This is a genomic window from Rhodococcus sp. MPR-R1B, from assembly GCF_058793255.1.
Genome location: NZ_JBXAFO010000015.1, coordinates 108,486 through 124,422 on the forward strand (window position 1 = coordinate 108,486; position 15,937 = coordinate 124,422).

The following is a 15,937-nucleotide window of genomic DNA, read 5'->3' on the forward strand; positions in this document are numbered from 1 at the left end:
GATTCTATTGGGGCCAAGCCGAGTTCTGGATGACCTCGACAAAATCGATGTGCCGAAATCCCGGCACAAAATGTTCGAGTACGTCAGCGTTCACCGTCCCGAACGTACTTTCGGGACGGTGCTTGAAGCCGTCGGTGAAGGCCTTCAAGATCTGATTCTTGAAATCCGGACGGGGGTGGGCCGCGGTGACGGCGTCGATGTCGGCCTGGTCGAGTTCGCTGTATCCGATTCCCAGTACATCGGTCTCCACACCCGCTGTCACCAAGGCGATTTCGGGCTCCAGCCGCGAGGGGACCTCGGGCGTCGTATGTAGAGCGATGCCTTCCCACACTTTGCGGATGTCGGTTTCGTCGACTTCGTAGCCGGTGAGGAATCGCCGCGCTTCGTCCGCGCTGTCCAATTCGAATCGCGCCGTACTGTCCCGGAATTTCTCGGTGAGCCCCAGGTCGTGAAACATGGCGCCGACGTAGAGCAATTCAGGGTCGGCGTGCAGTCCCAAACGCGCGCCTTGCAGCGATCCGAAGAGGAAGACGCGTCGCGAGTGGTGAAACAGAAACTCGGACGCCGTATCTCGGACGAGTTCGGTGGCGTCGGCAGCCATCTTCGAATCGGGGATTTTCACACCGGCAATGATCGTGTTCATCGGTACCTGCTCTGCTCGTCGCTGCTGCGAATTTCTCGGTCTGTCCCAGTGTCGGTCGAGCACGCACGCGGGCGCACCCTGATCTCGGCCATACTGTCCACAGATCAGGACGAAGGGGAGCGATCGTGACCGCAGTGCATCGAGTTGCCGTCCTGGTGTTCGACGGCGTCAAACTGCTCGACGTCGCAGGTCCGAGTGAGGTGTTCGCAGAGGCCAATCGCGGCGGAGCGAACTACGAGTTGGTGATCTGCTCGGTAGGTGGACACGATGTCGACTCGTCGACCGGCATGCGCATTCCGGTCGACTGTGACGTCGCAGATTCCGGTTCCTTCGACACGTTGCTGGTCATGGGTGGCGACGTGTTCCCGTCGATGCCGGTGAGTCCGGAACTGCGTGAGGCAGCGAGCGATCTGGCGAGACGTTCGGGTCGGGTTGCCTCGATCTGTACCGGGACATTCATCCTGGCGGCGAGTGGACTGCTCGACGGACGCCGCGCAACGACGCATTGGCAACACACGGCAACGCTGGCGCGCGCCTATCCGCAGATCACGGTAGTTCCCGACGCCATTTTCATCCAGGACGGCACGGTGTTCTCGTCTGCGGGTGTGACCGCCGGGATCGACCTCGCGCTCGCATTGCTCGAGCGAGATCATGGTGCAGAAATGGCCCGACGTGTCGCACAGCTTCTGGTGGTATTTCTCCAACGTCCAGGTGGGCAGTCACAGTTCTCGCCGTCGTTGAGCGGGCCGCGGCCCCGGGTGCCCGCGCTTCGCGCAGTGGTCGAGGCGGTGGCCGCCGATCCGGCGGGGGAGTACTCGGTCGACGAACTGGCTGCCCTGGCGCACCTGAGCCCACGGCATCTGACGAGGCTCTTTCGGGAAGAACTCGGTACGACGCCGGCCAAATACGTCGAGTTGATCCGTTTCGACTCCGCGAAAGCGCTCCTCGATGCCGGCCACTCGGTGACCGAAGCCGCGCAATTGGCGGGATTCGGCAGTTCGGAATCCCTACGACGAGCATTTTCGACGCATCTCGGAATCTCGCCGCAGGTGTACCGCCGTCGTTTTCAAGCTTTCGGCTGAGACTGACTTTCGTGCTTGCCTTGCGGCGGGCTCATGCCCTGCTTGTCGAGCCAGGCAAGGCTGTAGTCCGCGATCTCACGCCAGCCGTGGTCGATGGTCAGCGAGTGACCTCGATCGCCGAAGACCTTGTATTCGTTGATCGTCGGGGCCTTGGCGTACTTCTTGAACGAGCTGTCCGAACTGGCTTTCGGGACTGTGCGATCCTTGCCGCCGCCGATCATCAGGAGTGGCCCGCGGCGGGCGTTGAAATCTACTGCAGCGGGGCTGTGGGGCGCGAAGTTGGCGAGTGCTGCCTCGAACAAGGGCCGACCAGGGGCGGGAATCGCATACTGCTCGAACAAGGCGTCGGACTCGTCCTTGGACACGGCGCTGGCAAAGGATTTGTGGAACGACTCTCTGTTGTGTGAGTACGCCTTCCGGTAGTTCCCGGGGTTGGACAGGACCGGGAAAACACTGCCCAGTTGAACGAGGGGAAGTTTCAACACCCCTTTGGGCTGAGCCGGGTCGATGGCAATTGCCGCGGTCGCCAGCTTCTGGCCGAGAAGTTTCTGCGCGATCAAACCTCCGAACGAATGCCCCACCACGATCGGTGGTTCGTCGAGATCGGCTATCACCTTGGCGTAGTGATCCGTCACGTCCTCGATGCCGTGTCCCGCGATGTCTTCCGGGTGTTCACGCGTCTCACCCACGGTCGACGCGTCCCCTGGCCACCCCGGCGCCATCGTGGGGTATCCCTGCGCGTTGAAAACCTGCGCCCAGGGGTCCCACGTGGTCGGGTGCATCCAAAGTCCGTGGATGAACAGAACAGTCGGGTTGGACTTGGGCGACATGCGCGCTCCCCGCTATCGGACCGATGATCGATACGGAATGCCCGCTTTTTACAACCTCATTCACATTCTCGGCGAGCTCTTCCGTCGGGCCGTTCCGTTCTGTTGTGCGAAGATGGCACGATCGTGGCATGGCACCAACTGGACCTGCGAAGGCGATGGCACTGTGGACCACCGCTTTTGTTGTCTCACAAGCGAATATTGCTCGCCTACTCGGGCCGGTGGCTCCCAAAGTATTGGAAGTGCAGACGGCGTTCTCCGCTCGCCGGTACGTCGAGATCTTGGACTCCATGGACGACGAGGCCACGGCACGATTTCGTAGTCACTACTACCCCGACTTCGTACATCCCGCGATCTACGCGATGGCTTTGCGGTCAGCGGGCACGAGGCTCGGGGAGCGGGTTCCCCTTTCCCCGGCAACTCGGCGCGCCCTTGCCGTAGTGCCGGTACTGTCGGCGGCCGGCGACTACGTCGAGAACGTGGTCGGACTCCATTTCCTCGATCATCGCGACAGGATCACCGACTCGAGGGTTCGCGCCGCTTCGACCGTCAGTATTGCCAAATGGGTGCTCGCACTCGGAACTCTCGGATATTTGTCGCAGGGTTTTGTCAGAGTATGGGTATCGCGAAAATGAGGAGCACTGATGGCAGTCGAACTCGGCACCGAATACTTCGCTGACGGAGAAGAGTTCCGTCGATGGCTGTCCGAGAACCACGAGTTGGTCCCCGGCCTTTGGCTGAAAATGGCCAAGAAGACCTCGTCGCACAGTTCGATCGACTACGACCAAGCGTTGGACGTTGCCCTGTGCTTCGGCTGGATCGACAGCCTCGCACGGCGAATCGACGACGATTTCTTCGTACAGAAGTTTTCGCGACGCACCGCGCGGAGTCCGTGGTCCAAACGCAACGTCGAGATAGTCGCCCGCCTCGACGCTGCGGGACTTCTCGAGCCTTCCGGCATCGCCGAGATCGAGAAGGCCAAGGCCGACGGTCGATGGGATCGCGCGTACGAGGGATCAGCCAAGGCCGAGGTCCCGAAAGACTTTCTCGATGCGCTCGCGGAAAACCCGAAGGCTCGTGAGTTCTACGCGACGCTCAATTCCACCAACCGATTCACCATCGCGTACCGACTGCAGGAGGCAAAGCGTCCGGAGACGCGAGCCAGGCGGATCGAGAAGTTCGTGAACCAGCTTGCGGAGGGCAAGAAGTTCTATTGAGCTGCCGCGTCACTGGGCCACAGGGACTTGCTAATCGACACCCAGCGAGGCTGACACAATGGGCCTCGTGATCGAAGCCGAAACCTGTTCCGCACTGTCTGCTGTCGATGAGCCGCTGGCAGGCAGCGCTGCCGTCGTGCAGGGCTGGGTATGCCTCGAATTCAATGCCGCGTGGGGTCGTGACGTGTTGGACGGTACGGCCTTGGGGGAGGAGCTTGCCGCCGAGCTGAGCCGCCGAGCCGATGCAGCGAACGTACGAATCATGTTCGTTCGGCGACCCGGGCGCACCGATCCGATGACTGATGGACACACCGTCCTGCTTGCGCGCTCCGATCCGAGCGACTCATGGTGTGAAAGGTTGCACATCGATTCGCCGATGGAATTACTCGACGTCGATTTCTTCTTGTTGGATGGGCCGCCACCAGGACTGGGCGAGCAAGTGACCGAGCCAGTCGTATTGGTTTGCGCACACGGCAAGCGCGACCAGTGCTGCGCTGTATTCGGCAGGCCGATCGCCGCAGCGCTGATGTCGTCCTTCGGACCCCAGGTGTGGGAGTGTTCGCATACCGGCGGGCACCGATTCGCGCCGTCGATGATCCTGTTGCCTAGCGGCAATACGTACGGCCGTCTGTCGGCAAGTGAGAGTGTCACGGCCGTGGAGGTGGCTTCCCGAGATCAGGTCCATTTGCCAGGCCTGCGTGGACGGAGTTGTTGGTCTCCTGCGGGGCAGGCTTCGGAAATTGCTGTGCGACAGCAAATAACCTGCGGAATCGACGACTTGGCTGTCATCGAGCAGGCGAGTGACGGGACATGCGTCGTCGCACATGTGGACGGCCGGCAATGGGCCGTGGAGACTGCAGTCTCCGAACTCGCGCCGCGTCCACCGAGTTGCGGCGCGGCGCCCAAGCCGGTCAGGCCGGTTGTCGTCACGTCGATTCGAGACCTGTGATTTCATCGTCGGTTTTCTACGATCAGTCTCGATGAACTCGGGTGTGGGTCATCGCTACTGCAACAGGAGCGCAATGACTGCGGGCGGTAATTGACGTTGTCCGAGGAGGTTTACGCGTTGGCATCCGTCGAGTTCGACTGCCATCCGCGTGCCGCCCGATCCGTCGGGACGAAGTACGTCGATCGAAGCGATGTGATGGGCGACGAGATCGCATGGGCCTGCAGGTGGCGCGGTGGATGCAACCTCCATCAGATCAGTACTCTGCTGGCGTGACAAGCGGATTCGGGACTCGGGCAGCGGCGGTTCGGTGGAATAGCGGCACACCAGTAGTCTGCCGACGTCGGAAATCGGTGTAGCCAAAGCTGTTTCCGTCAGTGGGCGCGCGTGAGTGTCTTCGTGTTCTGCCATGCGACTCATGTCAGCTTCAGTGGTCGTCGCGAACGGTTGTCCGGTCGACTCCGCGCAGGTTCCGGCGTCATCGGAGGAGATGCCGTCGACCGGATGCTGCGCGCGGCTGATCTCATGTAGTTGGCTCAGGGCTGCGTGTGGTTTCTCTTGCAGTCCACAGGGCGCGGTCGGCCAGGTAGGGCGTATGGCTGCTCCTGCTTCGTCTACCAGCCACAAACCGGCTGGCGGGACGAGACGGTACGCGCAGTCGGCCCGGACGTTGGCAGGAAATCGACGAGACTGTTCGCGGAATGCATCGTCCACCGCGTGGATGTCCCCCTCGAGGCGTACGGAGTCGATGGTCAACCCACCGTCGGACGTTTCTCCGCGTTCGCATCGAACAACGGCAACGGGGCTGAAATCAGGAGGCGGGTAACCACTTCCCTCGGGGCGAAGTGCGATGCTGCTGTCGCGTGCCTCGGGGGCTACGAGCGCGGCGGTGATATCAGGGGCGAGGCAGTCTGCCCGATCGACCGCCGTCGCGACCGGTGGAGTGAAAGATTCATAGTCTCGAACGCCGGTCCAAACCAACGCAACGGCGACGACACTGACGACGACGATAAAGACCCCAGCTGTGAATCGTCCACTCATACATCGACACTATGTGCTTTTGCGATGGATTGAGGCGAAGTCTCGACCATTGCGGGTGCGACGTAGCATCGCTGCTATGACAGTCGATTTGGTTGCGCCTGACGAGGCCTTGTGGGTGTCCTGGTTGGAGTCGCGTGACGAGTGGGGTGGACCGCAGGCGGATCAGCCCGGTTCGGCGTTGGGAGTTGCGCAACGTCTGGATCTGGACCTTGCATCACGCGATGGATTCGGGCAGTGGGTTCAGGAGTTGTTGGCGCAGCCCGAGGCGTTGCCGGGGCCCGACATTGTCCCGGCAACCAACTGGTGGATCGTGCGAGACGGCAGGTATCTCGGTGCTATCCAGTTGCGACACAGCTTGAATGAGTTCTTGGCTGATCTTGGTGGTCATATCGGCTACGGGATTCGGCCGTCGGAACGGCGGAAAGGGATAGCGTCGGCTGCTCTGCGGGAAGTGCTCACGTATGCCGGCGACCCGGTGGGGCTCAGTGGCGTCCTGATTACGTGCGACGAGACCAACGCGGGTTCGCGTAGGGCAATCGAAGCGTGCGGGGGACTTCTCGATAGCGTGCGCCCAGCTGATCAGTTGTCGCGCAACCTCGGCCATTCGGGAGACACGCTTCGCTACTGGGCGGCCACGTGCCGGTCAAGCGCCAGTTGACCGTTTTTGACCGTCAACGGGAAGTCGCGGTCGCAGGGTAGGCGACACGGGACGCGATGCTTTCGCTGAGGTCGTGGATTTCTGCGGCGAGGACGTCTCGGCTCTTCGTGTCCGACTCGTGAACGAAGGTTGTCGATCCCAGTGTGGCACCGCAATATTCGATGATTCCGCGTTCGATCTGTGTCCGGAAGGCCTCGTACACGCCGTGTCGGTCGAAACTCTCGGCGTCGTCACCTGCGACTGGAATCAGGTGGACGGTGAGTCGGTCCAGTTTCTTCACGAATTCGCTTCCCGGGGTGAATTCGTACGCCCATCCGCTGACGAAGACTCGATCGATCCAACCTTTGAGTAGTGCGGGCATCGACCACCAGTACATCGGAAACACGAGAATCAGATCGTCTGCACGATCGATTCGGTCCTGCTCGGCTACAACGTCGGCCGGGGGAGTCCCTTTGCCGCGGAACAGGTTCACATCGGCTTCGGCGAATCGGGGATCGAAACTCTCGGCATGTAGGTCCGCGAAGTCGACGTCGCCGCCCAGGTCGCGGATCGCGTCGGCGGTAGAACGGGCGACATGCTGGGTAAGTGACTGGGGATCGGGGTGGGAGACTACGACGAGTGTGGTCATGAGCGTCCTTCGGTAGATGGTGCGCTTATGTACTAAGAGTAGGTTACTATTGGTATATAACGCAAGGAGGTGTCCGATGGCACGTACGAGACTGTCGCGAGCCGGCAGGTACGAACAACTCGTGGAGGTGTCGTGGGCATTGGTGCGAGAGGAGGGTGCGGACGCGCTGACCCTTGGTCGGTTGGCTGAACGTGCCGGCGTTGCAAAGCCAGTTGTATACAGCCATTTCGCCTCTCGCGCCGCGTTGTTGGCAGCGCTCTTCAAGGAATTCGACGATCGTCAGACGGTGATGCTCGAGGAGTATCTCGATGCCGCGGATGAGTCTCTGAACGGACGCGCGAATGCCATCGCCGACTCCTACGTCGGATGTTCGCTGGCGCAGGGGCGTGAACTGACGGGTGTGCTTGCAGCGCTTGAGGGTTCGCCCGAGCTGGAGCGGGTCAAGCGTGAATCGGAACACGCCTATTCCGAACGATGTCGGGAGGTGCTGACTCCCTTTGGTGCGGGCGGAGGACTTGCGCAACCTTCGATGACCGCAATATTCGGTGCTGCAGAGGCACTCTCGCATGCGGCGGTAGCGGGAGCGCTCTCGCCCGACGATGCTCGAAGCGAACTTGCCGCACTGATAGTCGCGGTGGTCGGCCGGACCTGAGGTCACCGGTTATCTTGGTGCCCATCCAATTCGACGCGCTCACGCATGGATTCGGATATCGCTGTCAGAGTTCTGACGAACGCGTCGATCGCGGGAGCAAGTGGAGGTTTGCCGTAGGTTGCGACGGAGACAGTGCGTCGCTCGCCGGGAATGCGGTGTGCGCGGATACTCGGGTTCTGATGTGCCTGGAGGGCGAGGGCCGGAAGGGTGCTTACCCCGCTTCCGGAGGCGACCAGGGCTTGGACGGCGACGTAGTCGTCGGTCTCGAACTCGATCCGCGGAATGAATCCAGCTCGATTGCAAGCGGTGAGGAGGTGGGCTCGGCAGCTCGGGCAACCGGCAATCCAGGTCTCACCGGCGTAGTCCGTGATCTCGTTGGCGGCATCTGCATTCCGCGTAGAGGTGATCAGGTACAACGGATCTTCCAGCAAAGTCGTCTGCGCGACATGCTTGAGCCCGACTTCAGGGGTGTCCTCGTGCGCGAAGACAACAGCTACGTCGACATCGTTGTTACGAAGCAGTGCAAGTGCTTTGGGTGGTTCTGCATCAACGAGGCTGATGGACACATCGGGGTACTGGGACGTGAACGCTGCCATCGCCTGCGGAATCAAACTCGCCAGGGCTGACGGGAATGCGGCCAGTCGTACCCGCCCGGCCCTCAGTCCTGCGTACGTCTGGACTTCGGCTACCGCTGCGTCGACGTGGCCGAGGATCTCGGTGGCTCGCCGAACCAGCACTGCGCCGGCGTCCGTCAGGCGCAGTCCACGACCCGCTCTCTGGAACAGTGGAACCCCGACTTCCGATTCGAGCTGTCGAAGGTGGTGACTGATGGAGGGCTGCGCGTAACCGAGAGAATCGGCGGCGGCTGTCACCGACCCTTCCTGTGCAACAGCGACCAGGACCCTCAGCCGAATTAGATCGAGCATGCCAAAATCATAGAAGATTTCGATGCTTTGGACGAAAACACGTATTGGATCTATGAATCGGTGTTTGGCAGGGTGAATCACATGGCACCGGCATCTGATCTCACGGCATCAAACCAGCTACATCCACCCGTATGGGCAGACATCGAGCGTGCCAGTCAGGTCGTCCGTCGGCATCTACCGGTCACGCCCCTGATATCGCACCCGACCTTGGGTGCGGGCTCGTGCAGCCAATTGTTCGTCAAACACGAGAACGTGCACCCCACGGGTGCGTTCAAGGTTCGCGGCGGACTGAACCTGGTGGCAGGACTGGATGAGGCGACGCGGGCGCGGGGGATTGTCGGCTACTCGACCGGAAACCATGCTCAATCCTTGGCGTATGCCGCGGCGGGTGCGGGCGTGCGGTGTGTGATCGTCATGCCGGTTGGGGCGAATCCAGTCAAGGCTCACGCTGTCCGCATGCTCGGAGCCGAGCTCATCGAGCACGGTGTGAACTTCGACGAAGCACGTGCTCACGCCGATTTCATCAGCGAACGTGACGGCCTGCGTCTCGTGAGCGCCGCCAATGAGCCGGCAATCCTCGCCGGTGTTGCAACGGCCTACGTCGAACTCCTCGAACAACAACCTGATCTGGACGCGGTGGTGGTCCCAGTCGGTGGCGGCAGCGGTGCGGCGGCGGCGTGTCTCGTCGCCAGTGCGCTTGCACCGCACCTCGAGGTGTTCGCAGTGCAGTCTGAGGCCGCACGAGCCGCACATGACTCGTGGAGTTCCGGCACGTGCGTCGAGCGCCCGAACACCACCCGTGTCGAGGGGCTTGCGACCGGTGCCGGGTTCGCACTGACACAACGTGTTTTGCGTGAACGGCTAGGAGGCTTCCTGCTCGTCACGGATGACGACATCACCCTCGCGCAGCGGGCGTTGCTCTACGACGCTCACACTTTGAGCGAAGGTGCTGGTGCGGCCGCACTTGCTGCGGTCTATTCGCATCCGAACACCTTCGCTGACAAGCGCGTTGCTGTTGTCTGCACGGGCGCCAATGCCTCCGAGAGTGAGATCCGCAGGGTCGTCGGCTAATTCATCTCGTACTCGGAACAATGTGCAGTGTCAGCGAACTGACGGAAAGCCGAAGTACGGTGTTCCAATGACTTCACCCCGAGACAAGTCACCTATCACTCGCAATGTTCCCGCACTCATGCTGGTAGTCGGGGTCATTGGATTGATCGCAAGTTTCGGAGTGACCTCACGTTGGGGGTTCCCAGCGTCCGCATCGGAGCTTTGTAGATCAAGTTCGTATGGAAGCGGATTGCTCGAAGAAGCAGGATGGGCTTGGATCCCGTTTCCCGTAGCCTCTTGCAAGGCAGTGGATTTCGATTCTTCCGCAGTTTACTTCGCCCTCGGATGGGAAAACTCGATCACTGCCGCAGTATCGATCGCATTTATCGCCATGGCTCTGAAACTCACGTGGGGTGCAGGAGTTCAGTGATGCTCATATGCCCGGCCTTGGGTTCGTTCGGAAGGCTGACCGGCACAAGCCCCATGCTTTCCCGACGCTCGTTGACCGAAAAGACGTACTGGGCAAATTCAGGCTTGACGTGCACGTCCGGAAACTGTGCCCGAAGTTTGCCCACGATCTGATAGCCCTCGTCGTACCAGTCGAAAACGTTGATCCCTGGATTCCACCGCGGTCGTATCGCGAAGCCGTCGATCTCGGTCACAAAGAACTTTTGGAAGCGATCAGTCCACGCCAGTATCTTCTCTCCGAGTTCGTCGTCGATCCCCATTTGGCTCGGGAGAACGTATGCCTGCGGGAACCGTTGCGGCGGGATGACAATCAATTCCTTCGACGGCCACAGCGAACTGGGATGACCATGGTCTGGATAGATTCTGATGACTAGCATTGCAGACTCGTTCCGCTGGCCGAAACGCTCCGAGGCGAAGTCACACCACCGGTCACCAGTGCGTACCCGGCACGAGTCGGGCGGCACGACGGCCGAGTTTGCGGATGCGCGAGCGCGAGTGGTGCTGTCGCGCCGGTGTTGCCGGAGCGTCTGCCGGAGTTTCCTTGTCTACCTGACCCTTTGCCGCCGGAGAATCGGGGAAGGCCTGGTACATCTGGTTGAGAATTCGGTCCTTGGTGTGCGGTGCGAACAGGGTTCCCAGATCACCCAGGGTTCCCAGTGGTACGTCGATGCGTTTGGGGCGGTCGATCAGCGCGCGGATCACCATTGCCGCAGCCTTTTCCGGGCTGGTGATCGGGCCGTTGTTGTATTCGCCGGTCGGAGCGATCATCGGTGTTTCGACCAGCGGCATGTGGATGGTCGTGAAAGTGATTCCGTCCGCCAGGGTTTCAGAGGCGGCTACGTCCGAGAAACCGTCGAGGGCGGCCTTGCTCGCCACGTAGGCCGAGAATCTAGGCGTTGCCGCCTGGACTCCCGCGCTGCTGATGTTCACGATGTGGCCGAAGCGGCGAGAACGCATGGTCGGTAACAAGGCGAGCACCAATCGCACAGCGCCGAAGTAGTTCACGGCCATCGTTCGTTCGTAGTCGTGGAAACGATCAGTGGAGTGGTAAATGCCGCGCCGGATGGATCGGCCGGCGTTGTTTACCAACATGTCTACGTGATCGTGTTCTGTCAGAATGCTTTTGATCGTGTGCTGGACCGACTCGTCGTCGGTGATGTCGCAGGGGTAACCGAACGCCTTGCCTCCGGCTGATCGAATCTCCTGTACTGCGGCATCGAGTTCGTCGGTGCGGCGTGCGATCAGGAGAACGGTGGCGCCCTTCTGAGCGGCGGCAATGGCCGATGCCTTGCCGATTCCGGAAGAGCCTCCGGTGATCAGAACGATCCGACCCACGAGTGGTCCTTCGGGACTGTTACGTCGTGCGCGATTGGGATCGAGGTTTGCGCGCCAGTACTTCCACAACACAGTGGAGTACGACCCGAACTCGGGGACCGCCAGTCCCGATCCGGCCAGGGCGGCAACGGTTCTCTCCGAGGTGAAGGTCGGCGCCATCGTCATGTTGTCGAGCAATGCTGCAGGCATGCCGATGCGATCGAGGAAGACCTTCCGTGCCGATTCTGCCGAGTCCATCGGCAAGGGCGAGACAAAGGGTTTGGCGATCACGCCCGGAAGGCTGAGTGCGGGCCGGGGTGCTCCGGCGGCCTTGGCGAGTCCGGCATAGATTTCGCGTACCGGTTGAGGTTTCGGATTCACGAGATGGAATGCTTCGCCGTCGTGGCCGGGCGCGTGCATCAATTCGACGAGGGCGGCGGCTACGTAATCGACGGGCACCATATTGGTTGCGCCGAGGTTGGGGATCGGGACGGGGAGTGCTGCAGGTAGTTTCGCGAGTAGCGCCAGTCCTGGAAACAAGTAGTACGGACCGTCGATCTTGTCCATCTCCCCGGTGACGGAGTTGCCGACCACGGCAGACGGCCGATAAACACGCCAGGTGAGGCCTTCTCGTTCTCGAACGAGCTTCTCGGCCTCGAACTTGGTTCGGTGGTAGGGCGTCGGAAAGCCTTGGCCGCAATCGAAATCGGTCTCGCTGAACGTGCCCGGATAGTCGCCTGCGACTGCGACCGATGACACGTGATGAAGGGTGGCTCCCAGTTTCGCAGCAAGTTCGACCACGGCGCGTGTGCCCTCGACATTCGTCGAAGCCTGCTCGTCTCCGGCGGTGATGTCGTAGATCGCGCCGAGGTGAAGGACGTGGTCGGCAGGTGGGGGAGAATCGATGCCCAGCCCAGGCTCGGTCAGATCTCCAATGAGCGGATGCACGCGATCGCCGCCGGGAATTGCCGACACCTGTTCTTCGAGTTTGGCGACAGAACCGGCTCTGACCAGCACATGGATCTGAGCAGTTTGATCACGCTCGAGCAGGAGTGGCAGTGCAGCTCGTCCGAGAAATCCAGTACCGCCAGTGACGATGTATGTGGCCATAGTCGGTAACTTACTCCAAAGTAAGATCAGCGGCTAGAGGGAAACGAACATCAATGCGTCATGACCCCGTCCTCGGCGTCGAAGTCGATGCCCGCGGAGATGATTCCGGAGAACAAGAACGCGACGGCAAGCGCAAGAGCGGGGATTGCAAGGATCCATTCGAAAATTGTCATGCTCCAAGTCTGACGAAATCAGCTTCGGAGAACATCGCCCTGCGGAGCGATTTAGACGATCGGGCAGTCATCCTCGAGGACGACTGCCCGATCAGGGAAATCCACTAGGTCTGTTGCTGAAGAGTTTCGGGCGCAGTGGGGTGCGCGCTCGTCCTTGCGTCGCGTGACGTGATTTCGGATGAGATGTGGGCGGCCGTTGTTCCGAGGGTGTGAAGGCCATGCGCCGTCCGCCAGTAGACCGGCGCACCATCGTCGAGGCGATGGAGTGGCCAGGCCGGCAAACCCTAGGCCGGTTCAGCGCCCGACAAGTCCTCGACCGCATACGGGGTCGTTCCTTCGAACAGAACACCGATCCCGAAAGGATCGGCCATCTCGAGCCTTGACTCAGCGAACCGCAGCAGCCAGGTTCCGTCAGCCCAGATCACCGCCTCAGGTTCGCCGAACAGTGACTCCGTGGCGTCCAACTCCACGAGTTCGGAGTGGCGGAGGCCGAACTGTGGCCCACGCAGCTGTTGACGCAGGTAATCGGCGGCGACTTCGGCAAACTCACCGAACCGGGCCATCACGGTCGCAGCGAGCTCACACACCGCAGACTCCGGCACGGTGGCCGGCTCGATAACCAGACTCACCGGCCTGGAGTCACCGACCCCCTGGACATCGATGATCGATGTCCAGCACGCCAACGAATCGTCCGAGTCGACACGCGAAAACACTGCTGAGCCGACCACAACACTCTCAGGTAAGTCATCCACGACCCCTAGTCGAACACGGCTCTCCGCAGGATCCCAGGCACTCTTCAGCGACATGATCCAGTCGCGATCAGTGGCCGATGCCGACCTTCGCGTGAACCTTTTTCATCCACACAGGAGCCCACCAGTTCGCTTCGCCCATCAACTTCACGAGCGAGGGCACGAGCAACATGCGGATGATGGTCGCGTCGACGATCAGCGCGACGATCATGCCGACGCCCAGGAACTTCATCACTGACAGCCCTGACATTGCGAAGGCCCCCGTCACCACTATCAGGAGTAAGGCGGCAGCCGTCACGATGCGGCCGGTGCGCTCGGTTCCGAACTTGACCGCTTCCTCTGTCGTCGCTCCCGCGTTCTTGGCCTCGACCATCCGTGACATCAGGAAAACCTCGTAGTCCGTGGACAATCCGAAGACCACCGCCAGGATGAGCACGACAAACGTAGCCTCCAGCGGAGTTTGACTGACCCCGAGGAGTTCGACGCCGTGTCCGTCCTGGAAGACGAAGGTGAGGACACCGAAGGTGGTCGCGAGACTCAGGGCTGCCATCAGCACCGCCTTGATCGGCAGCACCACCGAACCGAACGCGAGGAACAACAGGATCAGGGTGGATCCGACCATGATGAGGATCATCACCGGTAGCCAGTGCAGGACGGCGTTGTTGCCGTCGTCGACCATGGCTTGACCGCCGCCGACAAGCAGCACCGTTCCGTCGGGAGCGGAGATCGCACGCAGATCTGTCACTGCGGCGCTCTGTGATTGGGGTGTAGAGCCCTCGCTGTAGAGAGCCTGAACCGCGACGAGTTGATTGGTGCTCGCGACGACGGTCGCCTGACCGATGCCCTCGACTCGACCGGCGGACTCGGCGATCGCTGCACCTTCGGCCGGGGTGAGAGTGTTCCCGTCCTCGGCCTGAAGGATCATCGTTGCGCCGTTTCCGGTTTGCGGGAAGTCGTTGACCAACGTGTCCATTGCGACGCGAGCGGGGTCGTTGTCCGGTAGTGCGGTGTACGAGAGTTCTCCCAGCCGGGCGCCGAGCAGCGGCGAGGCCATCACGAGCAGCACAGCCACGATCGTCACCGAGACTGCGACCGGACGCTTCATCACCCACGTGACGACGCGGCCCCAGAACTTGCGCGAGCGTTCCTCGCCGCGTTGCGCCGCATCCTTGCGCCACGTCAGGGCGTTGATGCGATGCCCCAGAATGGCAAGCAGCGCAGGCACAGCGGTCAGCGACAGGACGGCCGCGCTCAATACTGCGGCGATCGCGCCGAAGCCCAGAGACCGGATGACGGCCTGGGGGAATACGAGCATGCCGCTGAACGCACAGATCAGCAGTAGACCCGAGAACATGACGGTGCGACCCGCCGTCAGAACTGTCCGCTGAGCAGCCGCTCCCGGGTCCGAGCCCGAATTCAGTTCTTCACGGAACCGACCGACCACGAACAGTCCGTAGTCGATGGCAAGTCCCAACCCGAGAAGAGAAGCGACGTTGATCGAGAACGAGGACACATCGGTGATCAGCGTGAGGATTCGCAGAACGGCCAAAGCGCTCAGGACACTGAGTACACCCACGAACACGGGCACGGCAGCGGCGACGATGCCGCCGAAGATAAAGACCAACAGCACCAGAGTGATCGGAATGGCGATGGCTTCGGCGACCACCAGGTCCTTCTCGAGCTTGGTGTTGAATGCGACGCCGACGACGGTGTTACCCGCGAATTGTGCCTCGGCACCTTCGACTTCGAGCTTCGGCAGGAGATCGGCGAAAGTGGCGGGCGTGACGCCCGAGTCCGGTGCCAACGTGATCGCAACGGCCGCCATGGATCCGTCGTTCGAGAGCAGGCTGGCCTTCGCTGCGGCGTCTGTTCCCCAATACGATTTCACCGAAGCGGTCGGCACTTCGGTTTTGAATTGGTCGACGGCGGCTGTCACTGCCGGCCCGATGTCGTCCAGAGTCTTGCCGTCCGTGGGCGAGTAGATCGCGATGATGTCCGGGGTCTGCGGTCCGAGATTGTCTTCGATGATGTCGGCGACCTTCGCGGAGTCGCTGCCCGGATCGATGAAGCCGCCCTGGCTGAGCTTGCCGAACACTCCGAGTCCCCACACCCCACTGATGAGAACTATCAGAACCGCGAGGCTCAGTACCCACCATTTCCGGGCGACGACGGTTTGGGCCCAGCGTGTCATGTATCAACTCCGGTGTGTGGGGGCGTCTGGCCAGATCGACTGTAGTGGGCGTTTGGTCTTGAATCGGAAACGTCATGCATACTGCTCGAAGCACTTGCAAGCCACGCGTGTGGGGGAAGCCGGTCCGAATCCGGCGCTGACCCGCAACGGTAGGTCGATTCTCGGTAGTCACCGAGTGTCGGCAAGCCCGATTACCCGCCGCGCGGTGTGCGACATCCATTCGTCGTGGTCTACGAAAAGGAAGTCCAGCAGGAGCTCTGGC

General features: G+C 61.3%; 17 protein-coding genes and 1 riboswitch. Of the genes, 7 read left to right on the plus strand and 10 right to left on the minus strand.

The genetic code is table 11. The annotated features are described in order from the left end of the window. Positions 1-4: 4 nt before the first annotated feature. Entirely contained in the window at positions 5-643 is a 639-nt protein-coding gene (locus tag AC1Q61_RS20835) for an HD domain-containing protein (protein WP_042923444.1), read from the minus strand. Positions 644-768: 125 nt separating this feature from the next. Between AC1Q61_RS20835 and AC1Q61_RS20840 the strand changes: the two genes are divergently transcribed. After that, the gene (locus AC1Q61_RS20840) at positions 769-1,725 is read left to right on the plus strand and encodes a GlxA family transcriptional regulator (RefSeq protein WP_007727480.1); all 957 of its coding nucleotides are present in this window, start codon (positions 769-771) and stop codon (positions 1,723-1,725) included. Here the strand turns inward: AC1Q61_RS20840 and AC1Q61_RS20845 are convergent. Further along, positions 1,710-2,555, minus strand: coding sequence for an alpha/beta hydrolase (locus AC1Q61_RS20845; protein WP_042923446.1), 846 nt, complete (start codon positions 2,553-2,555; stop codon positions 1,710-1,712). The genes AC1Q61_RS20840 and AC1Q61_RS20845 overlap by 16 nt on opposite strands. A 128-nt stretch (positions 2,556-2,683) precedes the next feature. Between AC1Q61_RS20845 and AC1Q61_RS20850 the strand changes: the two genes are divergently transcribed. From AC1Q61_RS20850 to AC1Q61_RS20860, 3 genes are read left to right on the plus strand one after another with little or no spacing between them, the layout of a single operon-like run. Further along, positions 2,684-3,187: a hypothetical protein gene (locus AC1Q61_RS20850; RefSeq protein WP_030535111.1), complete on the plus strand. Its 504-nt coding sequence runs from the start codon at positions 2,684-2,686 to the stop codon at positions 3,185-3,187. A 9-nt stretch (positions 3,188-3,196) separates the two neighbouring features. Next, positions 3,197-3,769 carry a YdeI/OmpD-associated family protein gene (locus AC1Q61_RS20855; protein WP_042923448.1) on the plus strand — a complete coding sequence of 191 codons (573 nt, stop codon included), beginning with the start codon at positions 3,197-3,199 and terminating at the stop codon, positions 3,767-3,769. 58 nt (positions 3,770-3,827) lie between these two features. Next, entirely contained in the window at positions 3,828-4,718 is an 891-nt protein-coding gene (locus tag AC1Q61_RS20860) for a ferredoxin family protein (RefSeq protein ID WP_003940919.1), read from the plus strand. A gap of 54 nt (positions 4,719-4,772) precedes the next feature. On the opposite strand, the gene AC1Q61_RS20865 is transcribed toward AC1Q61_RS20860, so the two are convergent. Further along, positions 4,773-5,756, minus strand: a complete 984-nt coding sequence (locus AC1Q61_RS20865; protein WP_042923451.1) for a hypothetical protein — start codon at positions 5,754-5,756, stop codon at positions 4,773-4,775. A gap of 76 nt (positions 5,757-5,832) precedes the next feature. Between AC1Q61_RS20865 and AC1Q61_RS20870 the strand changes: the two genes are divergently transcribed. Then, complete coding sequence (locus AC1Q61_RS20870) at positions 5,833-6,414, plus strand: GNAT family N-acetyltransferase (protein ID WP_042923454.1); 582 nt, start codon at positions 5,833-5,835, stop codon at positions 6,412-6,414. Positions 6,415-6,427: 13 nt separating this feature from the next. Here AC1Q61_RS20870 and AC1Q61_RS20875 read toward each other — a convergent pair whose 3' ends face one another. Beyond that, entirely contained in the window at positions 6,428-7,042 is a 615-nt protein-coding gene (locus tag AC1Q61_RS20875; protein WP_042923456.1) for an NAD(P)H-dependent oxidoreductase, read from the minus strand. Positions 7,043-7,118: 76 nt separating this feature from the next. On the opposite strand from AC1Q61_RS20875, the gene AC1Q61_RS20880 reads away from it, so the two are divergent. Further along, positions 7,119-7,694 carry a TetR/AcrR family transcriptional regulator gene (locus tag AC1Q61_RS20880; RefSeq protein WP_042449699.1) on the plus strand — a complete coding sequence of 192 codons (576 nt, stop codon included), beginning with the start codon at positions 7,119-7,121 and terminating at the stop codon, positions 7,692-7,694. Between the two features lie 2 nt (positions 7,695-7,696). On the opposite strand, the gene AC1Q61_RS20885 is transcribed toward AC1Q61_RS20880, so the two are convergent. Continuing rightward, positions 7,697-8,620 (minus strand): LysR family transcriptional regulator, encoded by a 924-nt coding sequence (locus tag AC1Q61_RS20885; protein ID WP_007727464.1) that lies wholly within the window; start codon positions 8,618-8,620, stop codon positions 7,697-7,699. A gap of 81 nt (positions 8,621-8,701) precedes the next feature. On the opposite strand from AC1Q61_RS20885, the gene AC1Q61_RS20890 reads away from it, so the two are divergent. Next, complete coding sequence (locus AC1Q61_RS20890) at positions 8,702-9,691, plus strand: threonine ammonia-lyase (protein WP_083291749.1); 990 nt, start codon at positions 8,702-8,704, stop codon at positions 9,689-9,691. 383 nt (positions 9,692-10,074) lie between these two features. On the opposite strand, the gene AC1Q61_RS20895 is transcribed toward AC1Q61_RS20890, so the two are convergent. The 5 genes from AC1Q61_RS20895 to AC1Q61_RS20915 form a co-directional block, all read right to left on the minus strand. Continuing rightward, entirely contained in the window at positions 10,075-10,515 is a 441-nt protein-coding gene (locus AC1Q61_RS20895) for a hypothetical protein (protein ID WP_252194339.1), read from the minus strand. Positions 10,516-10,567: 52 nt separating this feature from the next. Then, on the minus strand, positions 10,568-12,562 hold the full coding sequence (locus AC1Q61_RS20900) for an SDR family oxidoreductase (RefSeq protein ID WP_042923462.1): 1,995 nt from the start codon (positions 12,560-12,562) through the stop codon (positions 10,568-10,570). A gap of 50 nt (positions 12,563-12,612) precedes the next feature. Continuing rightward, positions 12,613-12,735: a hypothetical protein gene (locus AC1Q61_RS20905; RefSeq protein ID WP_003940840.1), complete on the minus strand. Its 123-nt coding sequence runs from the start codon at positions 12,733-12,735 to the stop codon at positions 12,613-12,615. 284 nt (positions 12,736-13,019) lie between these two features. Then, positions 13,020-13,487, minus strand: a complete 468-nt coding sequence (locus AC1Q61_RS20910) for a hypothetical protein (RefSeq protein WP_231915037.1) — start codon at positions 13,485-13,487, stop codon at positions 13,020-13,022. 67 nt (positions 13,488-13,554) lie between these two features. Beyond that, positions 13,555-15,675 (minus strand): MMPL family transporter, encoded by a 2,121-nt coding sequence (locus tag AC1Q61_RS20915; RefSeq protein WP_007727439.1) that lies wholly within the window; start codon positions 15,673-15,675, stop codon positions 13,555-13,557. A 71-nt stretch (positions 15,676-15,746) separates the two neighbouring features. Next, positions 15,747-15,892: riboswitch (cobalamin riboswitch) on the plus strand. Positions 15,893-15,937 lie beyond the last annotated feature (45 nt).